Raw genomic sequence first — 18,240 nt, 5'->3', positions numbered from 1 at the left:
CAGCCTGCTGGGAACATGAGGCGTGCAGACCACACCGACCGCACGTCCGACCCCGTCCCGGAGCCAGGTCCGCCGGTGGCGGCAGTACCTCGCCGACGAGCGCGCGGAGGGGGCCGTCTACCGCGACATCGCGTCCCGGCGCACCGGTGAGGAGCGCGAGATCCTGCTGGCGCTGGCCGACGCGGAGCGCCGGCACGAGCAGCACTGGCTGGACCTGCTGGGCGACGACGTCGGCAGGCCGCGCCGCGGTGACCTGCGCACGCGCACGCTCGGGGTGCTGGCCCGTCGGTTCGGGTCGGTGTTCGTCCTCGCGCTCGCGCAGCGCGCCGAGGCGCGGTCGGGGTACGACGACGACGCCGACGCGACGCCGACGATGGCCGCAGACGAGGCGATCCACGAGGAGGTCGTGCGCGGTCTGGCCACCCGGGGCCGCAACCGGATCTCGGGAACGTTCCGCGCGGCGGTGTTCGGCGCGAACGACGGCCTGGTCAGCAACCTGGCGCTGGTGCTCGGCATCGGTGCCAGCGGCGCGGCGACGTCGACCGTCCTGCTCACGGGCCTGGCGGGCCTCCTCGCGGGGGCGCTGTCGATGGGCGCGGGGGAGTACGTGTCGGTGCGGTCCCAGCGTGAGCTGCTCGAGGCGTCCCGGCCGGGTCAGGCGGCCCGGGCGGCCCTGCCGCACCTCGACGTCGACGCGAACGAGCTGGCGCTGGTCTACCGGGCGCGCGGGATGGATCCGGGCGAGGCGCAGGCGCGGGCCGACGAGGTCCTGGGGTCGCTGGACACCATCGACGCCCTCCCGCAGGAGTCCGAGGCCGTCGACGAGCACGAGTCGGTCGGCACCGCCGTCGGCGCCGCGGCGGCGAGCTTCTGCTTCTTCGCGTCGGGTGCGGCGATCCCCGTGCTGCCGTACCTGCTGGGCGCCGAGGGTCTCACGGCGGTGGTGTGGGCGTCCGTGCTGGTGGGGCTCGCGCTGCTGGCCACGGGTGCGACCGTCGGGGTCTTGTCCGGGGCGTCGCCGGCCAAGCGCGCGCTGCGGCAGCTGGCGATCGGGTACGGCGCCGCCGGTGCGACGTACCTGCTCGGGCTGGCGTTCGGCGCGTCGGTGTGACGTTCACCATCTGAGCAAGGGTTGGCAAGCCTTACTTAGTTGAGGCTAACCTCAGCCCGTGACCTCCTCCGAGCGCGACGCCCTCCGCGGTGACGACCTCACGCTGGCCTACCACGGCACAGTCGTCGTGACGTCGGCCGACCTGCGCCTCCAGCCCGGCCAGGTCACCGCGCTCATCGGCCCCAACGGGTCCGGCAAGTCCACGCTCCTGCGTGCGCTCGCCCGCCTGCACAGCCCCGAGTCCGGCACGGTCAGCCTCCCCGACGTCCCCGACGCGCACGCCCTGTCCGCGAAGGACTTCGCCCGGCGCGTGACGTTGCTGTCCCAGTCGCGGCCGACGCCGTCGGGGGTCAGCGTCCGGGACGTCGTCGGCTACGGCCGCCACCCGTACCGCGGCCGCTGGCGCCAGAACGACGCCGACGGACCGCGCGCCATCGCCTGGGCCATGGAGGTCACGGGCGTCGGGTCGATGGCCGAGCGCGGCGTCGACGAGCTCTCGGGCGGCGAGCTGCAGCGCGTCTGGCTGGCCACCTGCCTCGCGCAGGACACCCACGTCCTGCTGCTCGACGAGCCCACCACGTACCTCGACCTGCGCTACCAGGTGGAGATCCTCGACCTGGTGCGCGACCTGGCCGACGACCACGGCGTCGCCGTCGGCGTCGTCCTGCACGACCTCGACCAGGCCGCCGCCGTCGCCGACCACGTGGTGCTGCTGCGCCGCGGCGAGGTCGTCGGCTCCGGCCGCCCGCACGAGGTGCTCACCGCCGACGCGCTCACCGAGACGTACGGCATCCGCATCGACGTCCACCGCGACGAGCACACCGGCCGCGTGCACACCCGCCCCGTCGGCAAGCACACGCACCGCTCCCACCTGACCGCCGTCTAGAGCCTGCCCGTCCAAGCCCCGCTCACCAACCTCCGAGGACACCCCTGTGCGCAAGACAGCCCTCCCCGCCCTGCTCGCCGGAGCCGCGCTCCTGCTGACCGCCTGCGGCACGACCGAGGACGCCGCCGACGCGCCGTCGTCGAGCGCCGCCGCCGGTGGCGAGACCATCACCATCGAGGACGACCGCGGCACCGTCGAGCTCGACGGCCCGGCCACCAACGTCGTCTCGCTCGAGTGGGGCCTCACCGAGAACCTGCTCACACTCGGTGTCACGCCGGTCGGTGCCGCCGACGTCAAGGGCTACAACACGTGGGACACGATCGTCCCGCTCGACGAGTCGACCCCCGACGTCGGCTTCCGCGGCGAGCCGTCGCTCGACGCGATCGCGGCCCTCGAGCCCGACCTGGTGGTCACCACGACCGACCTGCCCGCCGAGGTCATCGAGCAGATCGAGGCCGAGTACCCCGTCATCGCGCTGCGCGGCTCGGACGCGACCGACCCGATCGGCAAGATGCGTCGCACGCTCGAGATCCTCGGTGAGGCGACCGGCACGTCCGACGCCGCCGAGGCCGCGCTCGCGGACTTCGACGCCAAGGTCGCGGACGCCAAGGCCGAGCTCGACGAGGCCGGTCTGGCCGGTGCGGGCTTCACGATGGCCGACGGCTGGCTCGCCGACGGCGCCGTCTCCATCCGCATGTACACCCCCGGCTCCTACCTCGGCGCGCTCGCCGCGGAGATCGGCCTGGAGAACGCGTGGACCGGCGAGGGCGACCCGGACTACGGCCTCGCGCAGACCGACGTCGAGGGCCTCACCGAGCTGGGCGACATCCACTTCCTCTACGTCGGCAACGACACCGACGGCGGCGACGCGTTCCAGGACGGCCTGGCCGGCAACGCCATCTGGGAGCAGCTGCCCTTCGTCGTCGCGGGCGACACCACCCGCCTGCCCGACGGCATCTGGCTGTTCGGCGGCCCGGAGTCGGGCGCTGCGTTCATCGACGCGACGGTCGCAGCCCTGACCGCAGCCTGACACCGTGACCATGAGTGTCGACGCACCGACGGCGGGACCCGCAGCGCTGAGCGCGGCGGGTCCTGCCGCCGTCCGCCGCGCCCGGCCGGCGCTGATCGTCGGGGTGTTCGTCGCCGCGATCGTCACCGTGGCCGTCCTCGCGGCCGTCGACCTCACGCTCGGCACCTCGCACGTCCGGGTCGCTGACCTGCTCGGCCTGGTCACCGGGTCGGGCGACGACGAGGCGCTCGCGGTGCTCGTCGCGTCGCGGGCCCCGCGCGTGCTCGCGGCGCTGCTCGTCGGGACCGCCCTGGGCCTGTCCGGCAGCGCGCTGCAGTCCGTCGCCCGCAACCCGCTGGCCTCGCCCGACACCCTCGCGGTCAACGCCGGCGCCTACTTCACGGTGGTCCTCGCAGCGGTCACCGGGCTGACGCTCCCGTTCGCCGTCAACGGGGCGCTCGCGTTCGTCGGTGGTCTGGCGGCCGCTGCGCTGGTGCTGGCCATCGCGCGCGGTGGCGCCGAAGGGCCCACCCGGCTCGTGCTCGCGGGATCGGCGACGATGCTCGCGCTCTCGTCGCTGACCATCCTCCTCATGCTCCTGTTCGAGCAGGAGACGATGGGGATGTTCGCGTGGGGCGAGGGCTCCATCGTGCAGTCCGGCACCTCCAAGGTGGCCCAGGCGGCGCCCGTGGTGCTGCTCGCCGGGCTCGTCCTCGTGCTCTGGGCGCGCCGCCTCGACGTGCTGGCGCTCGGCGACGACACGGCGTCCGTCCTCGGCCTCGACGTCCGACGCACCCGCGTCGTCACCGTGCTGCTCGCCGTGCTCCTGGCGGCGCTCGCGGTCACCGTCGCCGGTCCCATCGGCTTCGTCGGGCTGACGGCGCCGGTCATCGCGCGCCTGGTGGCCGGACGCGTGCCCGGCATGGCGCGGCACCGGCTGCTCCTGCCGCTGGCCGCCCTGGCCGGGTGCGTCGTCGTGCTCGGTGCCGACGTGCTGCTCCGGCTGGTCGTGCCCGGGGTCGCCTCCGTCGCGATCCCGACGGGCATCGTCACCACGTTGTTCGGCGCATCGGTCATGGTCTGGCTGGCCCGCCGCCTGCGCGACTCCGGTCCGACCCGCAGCACCGCGTCGGTCGGCGCCCACCCCGCGTCCCGCGTCCGGGTGGCCGTCGTCATCACGGTCCTGGTCTCCGCCGTCGTCGCGGCGATCGTCGCCGGCTTCCTGCTCGGCGACCGCCTGCTCCTGATGGGCGACGTGGCCAACTGGTTCGCGGGCGTCAGCGGCCGGCAGGTCTCGTTCGTGCTCGACCAGCGCACCCCGCGCGTGCTCGCCGCGCTGCTGGCCGGCGCCGCGCTGGGCCTCGCCGGGACCACCGTGCAGGCGGTCGCGCGCAACCCGCTCGCCGAGCCGAGCCTGCTGGGCATCACCGGCGGTGCCGGCGTCGGCGCGGTGCTCGCGATCGTGCTCTTCCCCGGCGCCAGCTTCTGGGTGGTGTCCGCCGCCGCGGCCGTCGGGGCCCTGAGCACGTTCGCGCTGGTCTACGCGCTGGCCAACCGGCGCGGGCTCAGCTCCGACCGGCTCGTGCTCGTCGGCATCGGTGTCTCGGCGGCCGCGACGTCGCTGATCACCTTGATCGTCGTGCTGACCAGCCCGTGGAACACGACCATGGCGCTCACCTGGCTGTCGGGCTCGACCTACGGGCGGACCGCCACGCAGGTGTGGCCCGTGGCCGTCGCGCTGCTGGTGATGGTCCCGCTGATCGTCCGGTGGCGTCGGGACCTGGACGTGCTGGCGGTCGACGACGACGTGGCCCGGGTGCTCGGCGTCCAGCTGGAGCGGACCCGGCTCGGCGTGCTCGTCGTGACCGCGCTGCTCACCGCGGCGGCGGTCACCGCGATCGGCGTGGTCGGGTTCGTCGGCCTCATCGCCCCGCACCTGGCCCGCTCGCTCGTCGGGTCCTCGCACGCCCGCGTCATCCCGGTCGCCGCCCTGTTGGGCGCTCTGCTGGTCAGCGTCGCCGACACGCTCGGCCGGACCGTCATCGCCCCCGCGCAGATCCCCGCCGGTCTGCTCACGGCCATGATCGGCACCCCGTACTTCATCTACCTGCTGTGGCGGACCCGGAGGAGCGCACTGTGACCAACTCGGTAGTGAGGGAAGCCTCACCTTCCTCTACCCTGGGCGACGTGACTGTTTCGGTGGAGGCCCCGGCGCTGCCCTTCCGCATGTTCGCCGTGCAGGTGGCAGCGGTGCAGCCCATGTGCCCGAGTGTGGTCCGGGTGACGTTCACGGGCGAGGACCTGGACCGCTTCGCGGACAACGGGTTCGACCAGCGCATCAAGTTCTTCCTGCCGCTGGACACCGCGTCCTACGACGAGCTGCTCAGCCTGCAGGACAGCGCCGACTGGTACGGCCGCTGGCGCGCGATGCCCGACGAGAAGCGCCACCCGATCCGCACCTACACCGCACGTGGGGTCCGCCAGGAGCGCCGCGAGGTCGACGTCGACATCGTCCTGCACGGCGACCTCGGCCCCGCCTCCCGCTGGGCCCTCGGCGCCGCACCCGGCGACGACCTCGTGATCCTCGGCCCCAACGCCGACGCGACCGGCCCGCACGGCGGCGTCGACTTCGTGCCCCCGGCCCACACCGACCGACTGCTCATCGCCGGCGACGAGACCGCCCTGCCGGCCATCGCGGGGATCCTCGAGCGCCTGCCTCGTGATGCTCGCGGCGAAGCGCTCATCGAGATGCCGCTGTCCGGCGACCGTCTCCCGCTGGCCGCACCGTCCGGGGTCACCGTCCGCTGGTACGGCCGCGACGGGCGCGCGCACGGCGAGCTGCTCGTCCCCGCCGTGCAGGCCGCGTGCGCGCGGCTGCTGCCCGGTCAGGCGCCCGCACCCGACGTCGAGCTGGAGGACGTGGACGTCGACGAGGGCATGCTGTGGGAGGTGCCCGTCGATTCAGCTGGTGCGCCGCTGCGCGCCGACGCTGCGCTCTACGCCTGGCTCGCCGGCGAGGCCGCCGTCATCAAGACACTCCGTCGCCACCTCGTCGCCGAGTGCGGCGTGGACCGCAAGGCTGTGGCATTCATGGGGTACTGGCGCGCGGGGCGCTCCGAGGCCAACTGAGTCGTACCAAAAGTTGTACAACTTCTTGACCCAGTGGCTGCTGGAGAAGAGACTGGGTGCATGAGCGCTCTGCCTGTTCTCGACGTCAAACCCACCAGCGAGGCACGGATCGAGCTGTCCGCGACACTCGAGCGCTTCCGTCGCGAGGGAATCGCCGCTGAGCCGCTCGTCTTCGGCAGCCACCGCCGTGCCGAAGGCGTCGTCATCCCTTATGAGCTCTTCCGGGACGTGTACGACGCGATCGAGGACGCCCGTCTGGCCGCCGTCCTGCGTGACCGGATCGCCGACGGCACGCCTCGCATCAGCCTGGAGGACGTCGTCAATGAGCTCGGGGTGGACCGCGCCACCGTCGACCTCGACTGACCGGGCGTGGAACTCACCCTCCACCGGGACGTCGTCGGCGACATCCGAAGCCTGCCGGGCACCGAGGCGCAGCGGGCTGCGATCAACGCCGTCGCCGACGTGCGGACGGGTCGACGCGTGGGTGTCCCGCTCGACTTCCACGCAGCGACGGGGGACCTGCGCGACTGCCGCAAGCTGTACTTCGACGTTCCTGGCACTGGGGACAGACCGCGGTTCCGTCTCGTCTACCGAGTCATCGACGAGGGCTCCGTGGAGGTTCTCGCTGCGGAGGTCGTGGCCATCGGCGTGCGTGCCAACCTGGACGCCTATGTGGTCTCCGCGACTCGGCTCGGTCGCACGCTCCCCTAGCATCGGCGGGTGCCTCCCAGATCGCCGCTGCCGGCGCGGCACGGTCTCGACGCCGCCCGGCTGCGCACCCCGGACCGTGACCGTTCCCGTCCGGACGAGTGGGCGACGATGGGCGACTGGCTGCGGCACCGGCTGCCGGAGCACGTGGACGTGGCGGCGATGCTGGCGGGGGAGCGGTTCGTCGACGAGGACGGCCGTGCGGTGCGCGAGGACGACCCGTACGTCCCGCACCGGTTCGTGTGGTTCCACCGGGACCTGCGCGACGAGCCGGAGGTCACGGCGCCGATCCACGTGGTGCATCGCGACGAGCGCCTGGTGGTCGTCGACAAGCCGCCGTTCCTGTCCTCGATCCCGCGGGGCCGGCACGTGATGCAGAGCGTCGTCGTCCGGCTGCGCGCCGAGCTGGGGCTGCCGGACCTGTCGCCGTTGCACCGCCTGGACCGGGTCACGTCCGGTCTGCTGATGCTGGCGACGGAGCCTCGGTGGCGCGGGCCGTACCAGAGCCTGTTCGAGCACCGCGCGGTCGGGAAGACGTACTGGGCGCTGGCTCCGCTGCGCGACGACCTGACGCTGCCTGTCGTCGTCCGGAACCATCTCCGCAAGGAGCGGGGCTCGTGGCAGGCCGAGGTGGTGCCCGGCGCACCGGTCAACGCCGAGACGCTGGTGGAGCTCGAGTCCACGGTGGACGGTCGTGGCATCTACCGGCTGACGCCGCGGACGGGTCGCACGCACCAGCTGCGTGTGCACCTCGACGGGCTCGGCATCCCGATCGTCGACGACCCGCTCTACCCCGTGGTGCATGACGTGGACGTCGACGACTTCAGCCGGCCGCTGCAGCTGCTCGCCGGAGAGCTCGCGTTCACCGACCCCGTCGACGGCACGGCCCGACGGTTCCGCAGCGTCCGCCGCCTCCCGCTCACCGACTAGCGCCCCACCGCGCCGCCACGGCGGCGCAGAGGTCATGGTCGGCCGGGTGGGCCACGAGCACGAGCTGGTGGTCGTGGTCGCTGTACTGGACCCGCAGGTTGACCCCGGCGTCGGCCATGCGGCGGGCCACCTGGCCCAGCTGGCCGGGGGTGCCCTGGTCCAGCCGGAGCAGGACCACCTCGGCCACGGTGACCGGGCCGATGCCGGCGTCCTGCAGCGCGGCCTGCGCCCGGTCGGCGTCGGCCACCAGGAAGTGCGCCACGGCGACGCCGTCGCGACCGAACACCCCGCCGCCCTCGAGGCTCACACCCGCCGCACCGAGCACCTCGCCCAGGTCGGCCAGGGCGCCGGGCCGGTCGTCGAGCAGGACCTCGATGTCCCGCAGGGCGCTCATGCGTCGACGACCGTCGGGGAGACGACGACGTCGGCGGTGAGCGAGTGGGCGACGTAGCAGCGCTCGTGGGCCTGCTCGACGAGCGCCCGGACCAGGTCGTGGTCGGTGCCGGGGGAGACGCGGATGACGGGGGTCAGGGCGATCCGGGTGAGGCGGGTGGGCACCGACTCCGACGGCATGGTCCCCTCGGCGTTGTCCGCGTAGCCGACGACGTCGACCCCCGCGCGGGCCGCCTCGCCGAGGAACGACAGCAGCTGGCACGAGCTGGCCGCCATCACGAGCAGCTGCTCGGGGTTGAGCCGGTTCGGGTCGCCACGGAACTCAGGAGCGGCGCTGAGGGGGACGCTTTCGGCACGGTGGTCGCGGGAGTAGGCCCGATACCCGTCGCCCGTGGAGCCGGACCAGTCGAGGAGGGTCGTGTACGTGTGCGTGGTCATGCGCCGCACCGTAGGACCAGAACACTTCGGGAGGGGCCGAAGTGTCCCGGAGGTACCGTCGGGGCCATGGGCAGGGACTTCTCCGTGATCGGGCGTGCGCTCGCGGCGCCGGCCAGGTCGACGTTCGTCGACCTGCTGATGGACGGGTCGCGGCGGCCGGCCGGCGAGCTCGCGGCCGCAGCCGGGGTGTCGGCCGCCACCGCGAGCGAGCACCTGTCGGTCCTGGTCGACGCGGGGCTGGTCCGGTGCGACCCGCGCGGCCGGCAGAGGTTCTACTCGCTGGCCGACGACTCCGTCGCCGCTGCCCTCGAGAGGCTGGGGCACCTGTGCCCGCCGACGCCGGTGGCGTCCTACCGCCGGTCGCGCGACGCGCGTGACCTGGCCCGGGCCCGCCTCTGCTACGACCACCTGGCCGGTCGCCTCGGCGTCGAGCTGCTGGAGTCGATGCAGCGTTCCGCGTGGCTCACGCCCCAGCTCACACCGACGGGACGCGCCGCCCTGGCCGACCTGGGCATCCCCGTCGACGACCTCGAGGCGCGCACCCGACCGACCGTGCGGACGTGTCCCGACTGGACCGAGCGGCGGCCGCACCTGGCCGGGGGCCTCGGCGCCGCGGTCGCCACGCTCGTCACCGAGCGCGGCTGGGTTCGGCGCCGGCACCGGGGGCGTGGTCTGGACGTCACGCGGGAAGGGGCCGACGCTCTCCTGCGCGTCTGGGGTCTGTCGACGCCGTCCTGGACCTAGGGCGCTGCGACGCCAGGACGTCTGACGTGTCAGTGGTCGTGGCGGTGGTGAGCATCGGGGTAGTGCTCGTGGGTGTGGGTGACGGGCTCGTGGGCGTGCACGTGCCGGTGGCGGACGCCGGGCGCCACCAGCTCGGCGTGCTCGTGGTCGTGGTGGCCGTCGTCGTGGGTGTGCCAGTGGTCGTGCGTCACGGCGGTGTGCGTGTGCTCGTGGCCATGCTCCTCGCTCAGGTGCAGCCACGTCCCGACGGCCATGAGCCCACCGGCGACGAGCAGCTGCCAGGTCACCGCGTCCCCGAGGGCGACGGCCAGGACGGCGCCGAAGAACGGCGCCACCGAGAAGTACGCACCGGCGCGCGCGGTACCGACGTGCCGCAGCCCGACGATGAACAGGACGAGGCTCAGCCCGTAGGCGAGGAAGCCGAGCACCAGGGCGGCACCGGTGGCGCGCAGCGAGGGGAGCTGCGCGCCGAGCACCAGGGCGAGGACCAGGTTGGTCGGTCCGGCGACCGAGCCCTTGACCGCGACGAGCCAGGTCGCGTCCGTCAGCGAGACCTTGCGGGTCAGGTTGTTGTCGAGCGCCCAGCACGCGCACGCGCCGACGACGGCGAGCGCGGGCCACACGCTGGTGACCTGCGCCTGGGCGGTCGGGACGGCGATGACGACCGCACCGGCGACGATCGCGGCCATCCCCAGGACCACGCGCCGGCCCGCCGGCTCACGGAACACGACCCAGGCGATCACCGCCGTCAGGACGCCTTCGGCGTTGAGCAGCAGCGACGCCCCCGACGCCGGCATCGAGGCCAGCCCGAACATGAGCAGCACAGGGCCCGCGATCCCTCCGGCGGCGACCGCTCCGACGAGCCACGGGACCTCGTGGCGGGCGAGGCGGACGCGTGGCGCCCGTCGCGCCAGCCGCCAGACCCACATCCCCAGGCCCGCGCCGACGTACAGCAGCCCGGCCAGGAGCCACGGGCTGACCTCGCCGAGCAGGAGCTTCGCCAGGGGGGCGCTCGCACCGAACAGCACGGCGGCGAGCAGGGCTGCGCGGACACCGGCGTTCCGGAGGCCGCGCGAGGAGTCGCTCACGACCCCATGATCCCCCGCGCAAGGGCGAGGTCCGTGACCGAGAACACATGTAAACGCTCGTTGACATGGCCGTGCACCCCGACGTACCGTTGCGTGTAATCAATCGTTTACTTGTCGGGAGTCTGCTGTGAGTTCCACGATCGTGCAGGAGCCGGAGGCGCCCGCGCGCCCCGTCCGCTCCGGGCGGCACGCGAACACGACGGTCGTCGTGCTGTTCCTGTCCCTGGGCGGTCTCTCGTTCGCCCTGCTGCAGTCACTGGTGGCCCCGGCGCTGCCCGCGATCGCCGCGGACCTGCAGGCGTCGATGACCGACATCAGCTGGGTCATGACGGCCTACCTGCTCTCGGCGTCGGTCCTCACCCCGATCCTCGCGCGGCTCGGCGACATGGCCGGCAAGCGGAAGATCCTCCTCGTCGTGCTCGCGCTCCTCGCCGCCGGCACGGTGCTCGCAGGGCTGGCCACCACGCTGCCGATGCTCGTCGCCGGCCGGGTGCTCCAGGGCGCCGCGGGCGCGATCCTGCCCTTGTCGATCGGTATCGTCCGCGACGAGCTGCCCAAGGAGCGCGTCAGCGTCACGGTCGGCATGCTCTCGGCCATCTCCGGCATCGGGGCGGGCCTCGGGATCGTGCTCGCCGGACCGATCGTCGACAACCTGTCCTGGGAGTGGCTCTTCTGGCTCCCGCTCGTGCTGGTCGGTGCGGCGCTGCTGGGCGTCGCGTTCGGCGTGCCCGAGTCGCCCGTCCGGACGCCTGGGCGGCTGGACATCGTCGGCACGCTCATCCTGTCGGTGTCGCTGGTGTCGCTGCTGCTCGCCATCAGCAAGGGCCGCGAGTGGGGCTGGGACTCCGCCCAGACCCTGGGCATGTTCGCCCTCGGAGCCGTGGGCCTCGTCGCGTTCGTCCTCGTCGAGCTGCGTCTGAAGGAGCCGCTGATCGACATGCGGCTGCTGGCCAACCGCCGCGTCTGGCCCGCGAACGCCGTCGGTCTGACCTTCGGCTTCCTCATGTTCGGCACGTTCCTCGTGGTGCCCACCCTGCTCGAGATGCCGGAGGCGGCCGGAGGCTTCGGGCTGTCGATCACGCAGGCCGGGCTGTTCCTGCTCCCGACGACGCTCATGCTCATCGTGTTCGGCCCGGTCGCGGGCATCCTGGTCCGCCGGTACGGGGCGAAGCTGCCGCTCGTCGTCGGTGCGGTGCTCGGCACGGCGGCGTACGCGCTGCCCGCCGTGGGCCACGACCACCTGTGGCAGATCGTGGCGTCCGGGCTGCTCAGCGGCGCCGCGATCGGCATGGTCTTCGCGGCGATGTCCAACGCGATCATCGACGCCGTCCCGGCCACGCACACCGGTCAGGCGACGAGCGTCAACGCGATCGTGCGCACCATCGGCGGGAGTATCGGGACCGCCGTGGTCGCCGCCGTCATCGCCTCGGACACCTCGGCGCAGGGCATCCCGACGGACCACGCGTTCACGATGGGCTTCGCGGTCTGCGCCGCCGTCGGCGTCCTCGCGATCCTGGCCGCCCTGGCCATGCCCGGTCGACGTCGCAGAAACCCGGTGGACGCTGTCGACGCCGAGCTCGAGACCCTTGTCGCGGGGCACTGACCCGACGGGCGCGGGTGGCCGGGGAGCTCCGGTCGCCCGCGCTACGGTGACGACGGTCGAACGCGGGAGGACGACGTGACGGAGCCGGGCAGCACCGACGATGCCGAGGGCGTGCAGCCCGAGGTCACCCGTCGTCGCGACGCCACCGCGACCCGCCGCGCGCTGCTCCAGGCGGCCCGCCGCCGGTTTGCCGGCCAGGGCTACGCCAGCACGACGGTGCGCCAGGTGGCCGACGACGCCGGCGTGAACGTGTCGCTGATCAGCCGGTACTTCTCGTCGAAGGAGGGCCTCTTCGAGGCCTGCCTGCGCAGCGCCGCCGAGTCGTTCGCCGACGCGGGGTCGGACTCGGCAGGCCTCGACGACGTGGTCGCCATCATGAGCGGCCAGATCACCCGCTCCGCGTGGGGTCAGGAGCCCGGCGACGTGCTGCGGCTGCTGCTGCAGTCCTCCGGCGACCCGACGGCCGAGCGCACCAGGGTGGAGGCGCTGACCGAGATGGGCAGGCGCCTCGCCGACGTCGCCGCCCGGCGCGGCGGCGACCAGCACGCCGACCTGCTGCTGCGCTCGCAGCTCGTGCTCGCGACGGGCCTGGGCATCTCGATCCTGCGCTCGACGCCCGGCCTGCAGCCCCTGGCCGACGCGACTGCGGCCGAGCTGGAGGCACCCCTGCAGGACCTCGTCGCGGGACTCCTGGCACCGCCCGGGTCCGCCTAGCCCGTCAGCCGCGCCGGGTCCGCGTCGACCTTGCCGACGACCAGCCGGTTGATCACGTACAGCACCACGCCGATGGCGAGCAGCAGCCCGGCGCGCAGGTAGACGTCGGCGTCGCGGCCGGTGACCGGGGACGCGAGCACCAGCGACACCAGGGCGCCGACCACGGGCACCCATGTGGGGGCGCGGAACGAGGGGCCGTCGTCGCCCTCCGCCGGCTCGTCGTCGGGCACCTTGCGCAGCACCAGCACGGAGATGTTCACGACGACGAACACCAGCAGCAGAAGCAGCACCGTCGTGTCGGCGAGCCCGGCCAGGTCCCCGGTGCTCACCAGGGTCAGCGCGATCAGCAGGGTGAACGCGATGGCGACGTAGGGCGTCTGCCGGGTCTTGTGCACGCGGCCCAGCACCTTCGGCACGATGCCCTCGCTCGACATCCCGTAGACCAGCCGCGACGCCATGATCATGTTGATCAGCGCGGTGTTGGTGACCGCGAGCAGCGCGATCACGGCGAACAGCCCGGGCGGGAACGTCAGGCCGGCCACCTTGACCACCTCGAGCAGCGGACCGGTGGACTCGGCGAGCGTCTCGGTGTCCACCAGCATCGACGTCGTGAACGCGACCCCCAGGTAGATGACGCCCGCGACCGCGAGGCCGCCGAAGAGTGCCCGGGGGAAGTCGCGCCGGGGCTTCTGCGTCTCCTCCGCCAGGTTGACCGAGTCCTCGAACCCGAGCAGCGCGTAGAACGCGAGCGCGGTCGCGCCGAGGACGGCGATGAGCGGAGCCCCCTCGGTCTCCAGCTCGAGCGTGCGGGCCGGGTCGCCGTCGCCGCTGACCAGGGCCCACACCCCGATCGCGAGGATGACCAGCAGACCCGTCGCCTCCACGATGGTGAGGACCACGTTGACGCGCACGGACTCCGAGATGCCGAGGAGGTTCACCGCGGAGATGGCCAGCAGGAAGAACCAGGCAGCGGCCAGCGTCGGGACCGTGAAGAACTCCGCCAGGTAGTCGCCGCCGAACGCGCGGGCCGCCGCGGACGCGCTGGTGACGCCGGACATCATCACGGCGAACGCCACCATGAACGTGAGGAACGGCCGCTTGAACGCGCGGTTGGCGTACAGCGCGGCTCCGGCCGCCTGCGGGAACCGGCCGACGAGCTCCGCGTAGGACGCGGCCGTCAGCCCGGCCAGCACGAACGCGCAGAGGAACGGCAGCCAGATCGCACCGCCCACCTCCGCGGCGACCTTGCCGGTCAGCGCGTAGATCCCGGCGCCGAGGATGTCGCCGACGACGAACAGGATCAGCACCTTGCGGCCGATCGTGCGCTTCAACGGCGTGGTCATGATCGTCTGGTCGCTCATCGTCGCCCCCCGGCCTCGTCGATGCCAGTCTCTGGCCGGACGCCCTCCGCCGCGCGTCGAGGCGGAACCCTGCCTACGCTCGGACACTCAGCCGAGATCGGGAGGAATGCGCATGATCAAGCGAGTCGTGTTCGTGGCGGGCGTCACCGCGGGGTACCTGTTCGGCACTCCCTCCGGGCGTCGGCAGCTGGACAAGATGAAGGCCTGGGCGGTGGACGTCTGGCACGACCCGCGCGTGCAGGAGCACGTGCAGGAGTACGAGGCGCAGGCCGCCGCGTTCGCCAAGAAGCAGGGCGCTGCGGTGTGGGAGAAGGCCGTCGACTCGGCCAAGAGCGCCGTGTCGTCGTCGACGACGAAGTACCCGACGGACGACGCGTCGCCGACCGTCGTCGAGCCCCTCGTCGACGCGGACGACGCCAACCCCGGTCACCGGTGATCACCCCGCTGCCTGCAGCGCCGGGTCAGGAGTCCGTCTGGGACTACCCGCGGCCACCTCGGGTCGAGAACACGCCCGAGCTGGTCGTCGTGACGCTGGCGGACCAGCCCGTCGCGACGACCACCGACGCCGTCCGCGTGCTGGAGACCAGCCACCCTCCCGTCTACTACCTGCCGTTCGATGCGTTCGAGCCGGGGGTGCTGGAGGCCGCGGTCGGCTCGTCGGTGTGCGAGTTCAAGGGCGTGGCGACGTACGTCTCGGTGCGCGTCGGGGGCCGTCTGCTCTCGCGCGTCGGATGGACCTACCCGGCGCCCCTGCCCGGTTACGAGACCCTCGCCGACCGCGTCGCGCTCTACGCCGGTGACCTGCGCTGCACCGTGGACGGTGAGGTCGTCCAGCCGCAGGCAGGCGGGTTCTACGGGGGCTGGATCACGTCGAAGGTCGTCGGCCCGTTCAAGGGATCCCCGGGCACGCGCGGCTGGTGACCATTGACATGTGACCAATTGGTCACCTAACGTCGTCGGCATGGACGAGGACCTGGTGTTCAAGGCACTTGCGGACGCCACCCGTCGCCACCTGCTCGACCAGCTCTACACGCGTGACGGCCGCACGCTGACAGAGCTCGAGGAGGGCCTCGACATGACCCGGTTCGGGGTCATGAAGCACCTGCGGGTGCTCGAGGAGGCGGGCCTCGTCGTCACGCGACGATCCGGGCGGGAGAAGCTCCACTTCCTCAACGCCGTCCCGATCCAGCTGATCCACGAGCGGTGGATCGACAAGTACGACGTGCTCGGCGCCGARCGCCTGCACGCGCTGACCGACCTCAAATCAGCCCTGGAGAGCACCATGACCACGCAGACCGACCTGCAGACCGACACGGCCACCACGACCGTCCTCGTCAACCGCATCTGGATCAAGGCCGACACCGCCACCGTGTGGAAGGCCATCACCTCGCCCGAGTGGAACGCCCGGTACGGCTACAAGAGCCCCTCGACGTTCGACCTCACGCCCGGCGGCGCGGCCGCGACGCTCCCGTCGGCGGACATGGTCGCCTACGGCGCAGCGCCCGACCAGCCGATCCTGGACGGCGAGGTGGTCGACGTCGTCGAGGGCTCCCGACTGGTGCTCACCTGGCGCACTCTCTGGGACGACGAGGCCCGCGCCGAGGGGTTCACGCGGCTGACCTACGAGCTCGAGGAGCGCGGCGCGGGGATCACCCAGCTGACCGTGCTGCACGACGTCACCGGCGCACCGCGCACCGCGTCGCTCGTCTCCGGGGACCTGCCCGAGTTCGGCGGCGGCTGGCCGCAGATCCTGTCCGACCTCAAGACGCTCCTGGAGACGGGAGCGTCGCTGGAGGGCTGAGCGGGTCCACACGGGCCGGTCGCTGCGGCGACCGGCCCGTCGCCGTGCGCAGCAGGCGCAGGGCCTCGTCGACGATGGCGTCCGGCGGGCCTGCGACCGGGACGTCCACACCGTCCTCGTCGGGACCCAGCGGTTCCAGCGTGGCCAGCTGGCTGGCCAGGAGCGTCGCGGGCATGAAGTGGCCGGTCCGCGCCACGAGCCGGCGCTGCAGCTCCTCCGGCGGGACCACCAGGTGCACGAACCGCACGCGACCGTCCGCCGTGCGCAGGACGTCCCGGTAGGAGCGGCGCAGCGACGAGCACGTCACGACGGTCGGCCCGCCCGCCGCCGACATCGCGTCCCGGATCGCCCGCAGCCACGGACCGCGGTCGGCGTCGGTGAGCGCCCGGCCCGCGCGCATGGCCTCGACGTTCGCCGCCGGGTGCAGGTCGTCGCCCTCGATCATCGGCCGTCCGAGCCGCTGGGCCAGGAGCAGCGCGGTCGTCGACTTCCCGGTCCCAGACACCCCCATGACAACAAGGTGCTCGGGCGCGCTGCTCACATCCCCAGCCTCTCATCCCGCCGAGAACGTCAGTTCGCCGCGAGAACGTCACCTCGAACTGCCGTTCTCRCGGCGAACTGMCGTTCTCGGCGCCGGCAGGTAGGGGGCAGGGTGGGTGGGTGGGGCAACTAAACTCGTCCGATGCCCTCGTTCGTCGTCGACACCACGCCGCTGCGCGTCAGCCCGGCGTTCCGACGGCTGTGGTGGGGGCTGGCGGTCTCGAACCTCGGCGCGCAGCTGACGGTGGTCGCGGTCGGGCTGCAGGTGTACGGCATCACGCAGTCGACGGCATCGGTCGGTCTGCTCGGGCTGTGCGCACTGGTGCCGCTGGTGATCTTCGGGCTGTACGGCGGAGCGATCTCGGACCACTACGACCGGCGCGCGGTCGCGCTGGTGGCGTCGGTGGTGACCTGGGTGGTCACGCTCGGGCTCGCCGCGCAGGCATGGCTGGGCAACACGCAGGTGTGGGTGCTGTTCGCGCTGGTCGCGGTGCAGTCGGGTGCGTTCGCGGTGAGCTCGCCGGCGCGGTCGGCGATCATCCCTCGGCTGCTCGAGCCGCGGCTGATGCCGGCGGCGAACGCCCTGCAGACGCTCGGGTTCAGCGTCGCGTTCACGGTGGGCCCCCTGCTGGGCGCCGCGCTCGTCGCCGCGTTCGACTACGCGGTGGCGTACACGGTCGACGCCGTGCTGTTCACCGCTGCTCTGTTCGCGGTCTTCCGGCTCCCCGCACAACCGCCGCTGCCGTCCGAGACGCGGCGGGACCGGGCCGGGTTCGCGTCCGTCGTCGACGGGTTCCGCTACCTGGGCACGCAGCGCAACGTGCGGATGACGTTCGCGGTGGACCTGGTCGCCATGATCACCTCGTCGCCACGGGTGCTGTTCCCGGCCGTCGGCCTGGTGTACCTGGGCGGGGGCGCGACGACCACCGGCGTGATGGCCGCGTCGGCGGCGGTCGGTGTCGGCCTGGCAGGGCTGTTCTCCGGCGGTCTGGCCCGCATCCGCTGGCAGGGCCGGATCATCGCGGTCGCCATCACCGTCTGGGGGCTGGCCATCGCGGGGTTCGGGCTGACACTGGTGCTGGCCGGGCGGTCGCACCCCGACCAGGTGCTCTGGCTGGCGCTCGCGATCGCGGTGCTCATGCTGGTGGTCGCCGGGGCCAGCGACGCGATCAGCTCGGTGTTCCGGCAGACCATCCTGCAGACGGCGACGCCCGACGACATGCGCGGCCGGCTGCAGGGCGTGTTCATCGTCGTGGTCGCCGGCGGACCCCGCCTGGGCGAGGCGCTGCTCGGCGGGGCGGCGTCGAAGGTCGGCGAGGGCTGGGCCGCGGTGATCGGCGGCTGCCTGTGCGTGATCCTGCTGTGGGTCCTGGTCCGCTCCCAGCGCTCGTTCTGGCAGTACGACGCCCGCCACCCGGTGCCCTGACGCTGCGTGGCACCATGCCTCCGTGGCGATCAGCGTCGTGGTGCGGGAGCACACGGGTGAGGTGGTGGCGCGCGGGGTGTTCGCGCCGGGGCTCCGAGGAGACGTCGTCCTCGAGCTCGCCGAGGCCGCTCTCGACGACTACGCCCGGTTCCCGCTGCTCGCGGGCGTCGCGCCGTACCTCGACACGTCCTTCAACGAGTGGCAGTGCCTGCGGCTGATCGACGAGCTGACCGACCTGCGGCACGACCTCGACGACGCCGCCGCCGTCGACGAGCTCGTGCGCCTGGCGCGGCTGGTCGTCGTCGACGGGCCGGGGCAGGTCCACCACCGCCGGCTCGTCTTCGTCGGCGACTGAGGCG

Annotated in this window: 21 protein-coding genes; 16 read left to right on the top strand and 5 right to left on the bottom strand. The window is 72.8% G+C overall.

Features of this window, described 5'->3' with window-relative positions:
* Positions 1-22 precede the first annotated feature (22 nt).
* The 8 genes from ACXJKF_RS18470 (at position 23) to ACXJKF_RS18435 (ending at position 7,773) form a co-directional block, all read left to right on the top strand.
* Positions 23-1,111, top strand: coding sequence for a VIT1/CCC1 transporter family protein (locus ACXJKF_RS18470; protein WP_456789180.1), 1,089 nt, complete (start codon positions 23-25; stop codon positions 1,109-1,111).
* Between the two features lie 58 nt (positions 1,112-1,169).
* On the top strand, positions 1,170-1,997 hold the full coding sequence (locus tag ACXJKF_RS18465; RefSeq protein ID WP_456789179.1) for an ABC transporter ATP-binding protein: 828 nt from the start codon (positions 1,170-1,172) through the stop codon (positions 1,995-1,997).
* A gap of 46 nt (positions 1,998-2,043) precedes the next feature.
* Positions 2,044-3,027 (top strand): ABC transporter substrate-binding protein, encoded by a 984-nt coding sequence (locus ACXJKF_RS18460; protein WP_456789178.1) that lies wholly within the window; start codon positions 2,044-2,046, stop codon positions 3,025-3,027.
* Between the two features lie 10 nt (positions 3,028-3,037).
* Positions 3,038-5,146, top strand: a complete 2,109-nt coding sequence (locus tag ACXJKF_RS18455; RefSeq protein ID WP_456789196.1) for an iron ABC transporter permease — start codon at positions 3,038-3,040, stop codon at positions 5,144-5,146.
* Between the two features lie 86 nt (positions 5,147-5,232).
* Entirely contained in the window at positions 5,233-6,135 is a 903-nt protein-coding gene (locus ACXJKF_RS18450; RefSeq protein WP_456789195.1) for a siderophore-interacting protein, read from the top strand.
* Between the two features lie 60 nt (positions 6,136-6,195).
* On the top strand, positions 6,196-6,498 hold the full coding sequence (locus ACXJKF_RS18445; protein ID WP_456789177.1) for a hypothetical protein: 303 nt from the start codon (positions 6,196-6,198) through the stop codon (positions 6,496-6,498).
* A 6-nt stretch (positions 6,499-6,504) separates the two neighbouring features.
* Complete coding sequence (locus ACXJKF_RS18440) at positions 6,505-6,846, top strand: hypothetical protein (protein ID WP_456789176.1); 342 nt, start codon at positions 6,505-6,507, stop codon at positions 6,844-6,846.
* A 9-nt stretch (positions 6,847-6,855) separates the two neighbouring features.
* Entirely contained in the window at positions 6,856-7,773 is a 918-nt protein-coding gene (locus ACXJKF_RS18435; protein WP_456789175.1) for a pseudouridine synthase, read from the top strand.
* Here ACXJKF_RS18435 and ACXJKF_RS18430 read toward each other — a convergent pair.
* On the bottom strand, positions 7,763-8,167 hold the full coding sequence (locus tag ACXJKF_RS18430) for a hypothetical protein (RefSeq protein ID WP_456789174.1): 405 nt from the start codon (positions 8,165-8,167) through the stop codon (positions 7,763-7,765). The genes ACXJKF_RS18435 and ACXJKF_RS18430 overlap by 11 nt on opposite strands.
* Positions 8,164-8,604, bottom strand: coding sequence for an OsmC family protein (locus ACXJKF_RS18425; RefSeq protein WP_456789173.1), 441 nt, complete (start codon positions 8,602-8,604; stop codon positions 8,164-8,166). Before ACXJKF_RS18425 ends, ACXJKF_RS18430 begins: the two co-directional genes overlap by 4 nt.
* 66 nt (positions 8,605-8,670) lie before the next feature.
* Between ACXJKF_RS18425 and ACXJKF_RS18420 the strand changes: the two genes are divergently transcribed.
* Positions 8,671-9,348 carry an ArsR/SmtB family transcription factor gene (locus ACXJKF_RS18420; protein ID WP_456789172.1) on the top strand — a complete coding sequence of 226 codons (678 nt, stop codon included), beginning with the start codon at positions 8,671-8,673 and terminating at the stop codon, positions 9,346-9,348.
* A 29-nt stretch (positions 9,349-9,377) separates the two neighbouring features.
* Here the strand turns inward: ACXJKF_RS18420 and ACXJKF_RS18415 are convergent, their stop codons facing one another.
* Positions 9,378-10,436, bottom strand: a complete 1,059-nt coding sequence (locus ACXJKF_RS18415) for a DMT family transporter (protein WP_456789171.1) — start codon at positions 10,434-10,436, stop codon at positions 9,378-9,380.
* Between the two features lie 127 nt (positions 10,437-10,563).
* Here ACXJKF_RS18415 and ACXJKF_RS18410 point away from each other — a divergent pair, with 127 nt between their 5' ends.
* A complete protein-coding gene (locus ACXJKF_RS18410) occupies positions 10,564-12,039 on the top strand; it encodes an MFS transporter (protein WP_456789170.1) in 1,476 nt (491 codons plus the stop codon).
* A 75-nt stretch (positions 12,040-12,114) separates the two neighbouring features.
* Positions 12,115-12,753, top strand: a complete 639-nt coding sequence (locus ACXJKF_RS18405; RefSeq protein WP_456789169.1) for a TetR/AcrR family transcriptional regulator — start codon at positions 12,115-12,117, stop codon at positions 12,751-12,753.
* Here the strand turns inward: ACXJKF_RS18405 and ACXJKF_RS18400 are convergent.
* Positions 12,750-14,114 (bottom strand): APC family permease, encoded by a 1,365-nt coding sequence (locus tag ACXJKF_RS18400; RefSeq protein ID WP_456789168.1) that lies wholly within the window; start codon positions 14,112-14,114, stop codon positions 12,750-12,752. The genes ACXJKF_RS18405 and ACXJKF_RS18400 overlap by 4 nt on opposite strands.
* Before the next feature lie 112 nt (positions 14,115-14,226).
* Here ACXJKF_RS18400 and ACXJKF_RS18395 point away from each other — a divergent pair, with 112 nt between their 5' ends.
* The 3 genes from ACXJKF_RS18395 to ACXJKF_RS18385 are packed head-to-tail and all read left to right on the top strand — an operon-like array spanning position 14,227 to position 15,915.
* A complete protein-coding gene (locus tag ACXJKF_RS18395; protein ID WP_456789167.1) occupies positions 14,227-14,550 on the top strand; it encodes a YtxH domain-containing protein in 324 nt (107 codons plus the stop codon).
* Positions 14,547-15,035, top strand: coding sequence for a DUF427 domain-containing protein (locus ACXJKF_RS18390; protein ID WP_456789166.1), 489 nt, complete (start codon positions 14,547-14,549; stop codon positions 15,033-15,035). Before ACXJKF_RS18395 ends, ACXJKF_RS18390 begins: the two co-directional genes overlap by 4 nt.
* A gap of 40 nt (positions 15,036-15,075) precedes the next feature.
* Positions 15,076-15,915, top strand: a complete 840-nt coding sequence (locus ACXJKF_RS18385) for an ArsR/SmtB family transcription factor (protein WP_456789165.1) — start codon at positions 15,076-15,078, stop codon at positions 15,913-15,915.
* Here the strand turns inward: ACXJKF_RS18385 and ACXJKF_RS18380 are convergent.
* Entirely contained in the window at positions 15,875-16,426 is a 552-nt protein-coding gene (locus ACXJKF_RS18380; RefSeq protein ID WP_456789164.1) for a gluconokinase, read from the bottom strand. The two genes, ACXJKF_RS18385 and ACXJKF_RS18380, sit on opposite strands and share 41 nt — an antisense overlap.
* 171 nt (positions 16,427-16,597) lie before the next feature.
* Between ACXJKF_RS18380 and ACXJKF_RS18375 the strand changes: the two genes are divergently transcribed.
* Positions 16,598-17,881 carry an MFS transporter gene (locus ACXJKF_RS18375; protein WP_456789163.1) on the top strand — a complete coding sequence of 428 codons (1,284 nt, stop codon included), beginning with the start codon at positions 16,598-16,600 and terminating at the stop codon, positions 17,879-17,881.
* A gap of 22 nt (positions 17,882-17,903) precedes the next feature.
* Positions 17,904-18,236 (top strand): hypothetical protein, encoded by a 333-nt coding sequence (locus ACXJKF_RS18370; RefSeq protein ID WP_456789162.1) that lies wholly within the window; start codon positions 17,904-17,906, stop codon positions 18,234-18,236.
* Positions 18,237-18,240: the final 4 nt, after the last annotated feature.

It is taken from the genome of Cellulomonas sp. P5_C5 (assembly GCF_054049655.1).
The sequence above is the reverse complement of the archived record's forward strand: the minus strand, read 5'-3'. Positions and strand labels throughout refer to the sequence as shown.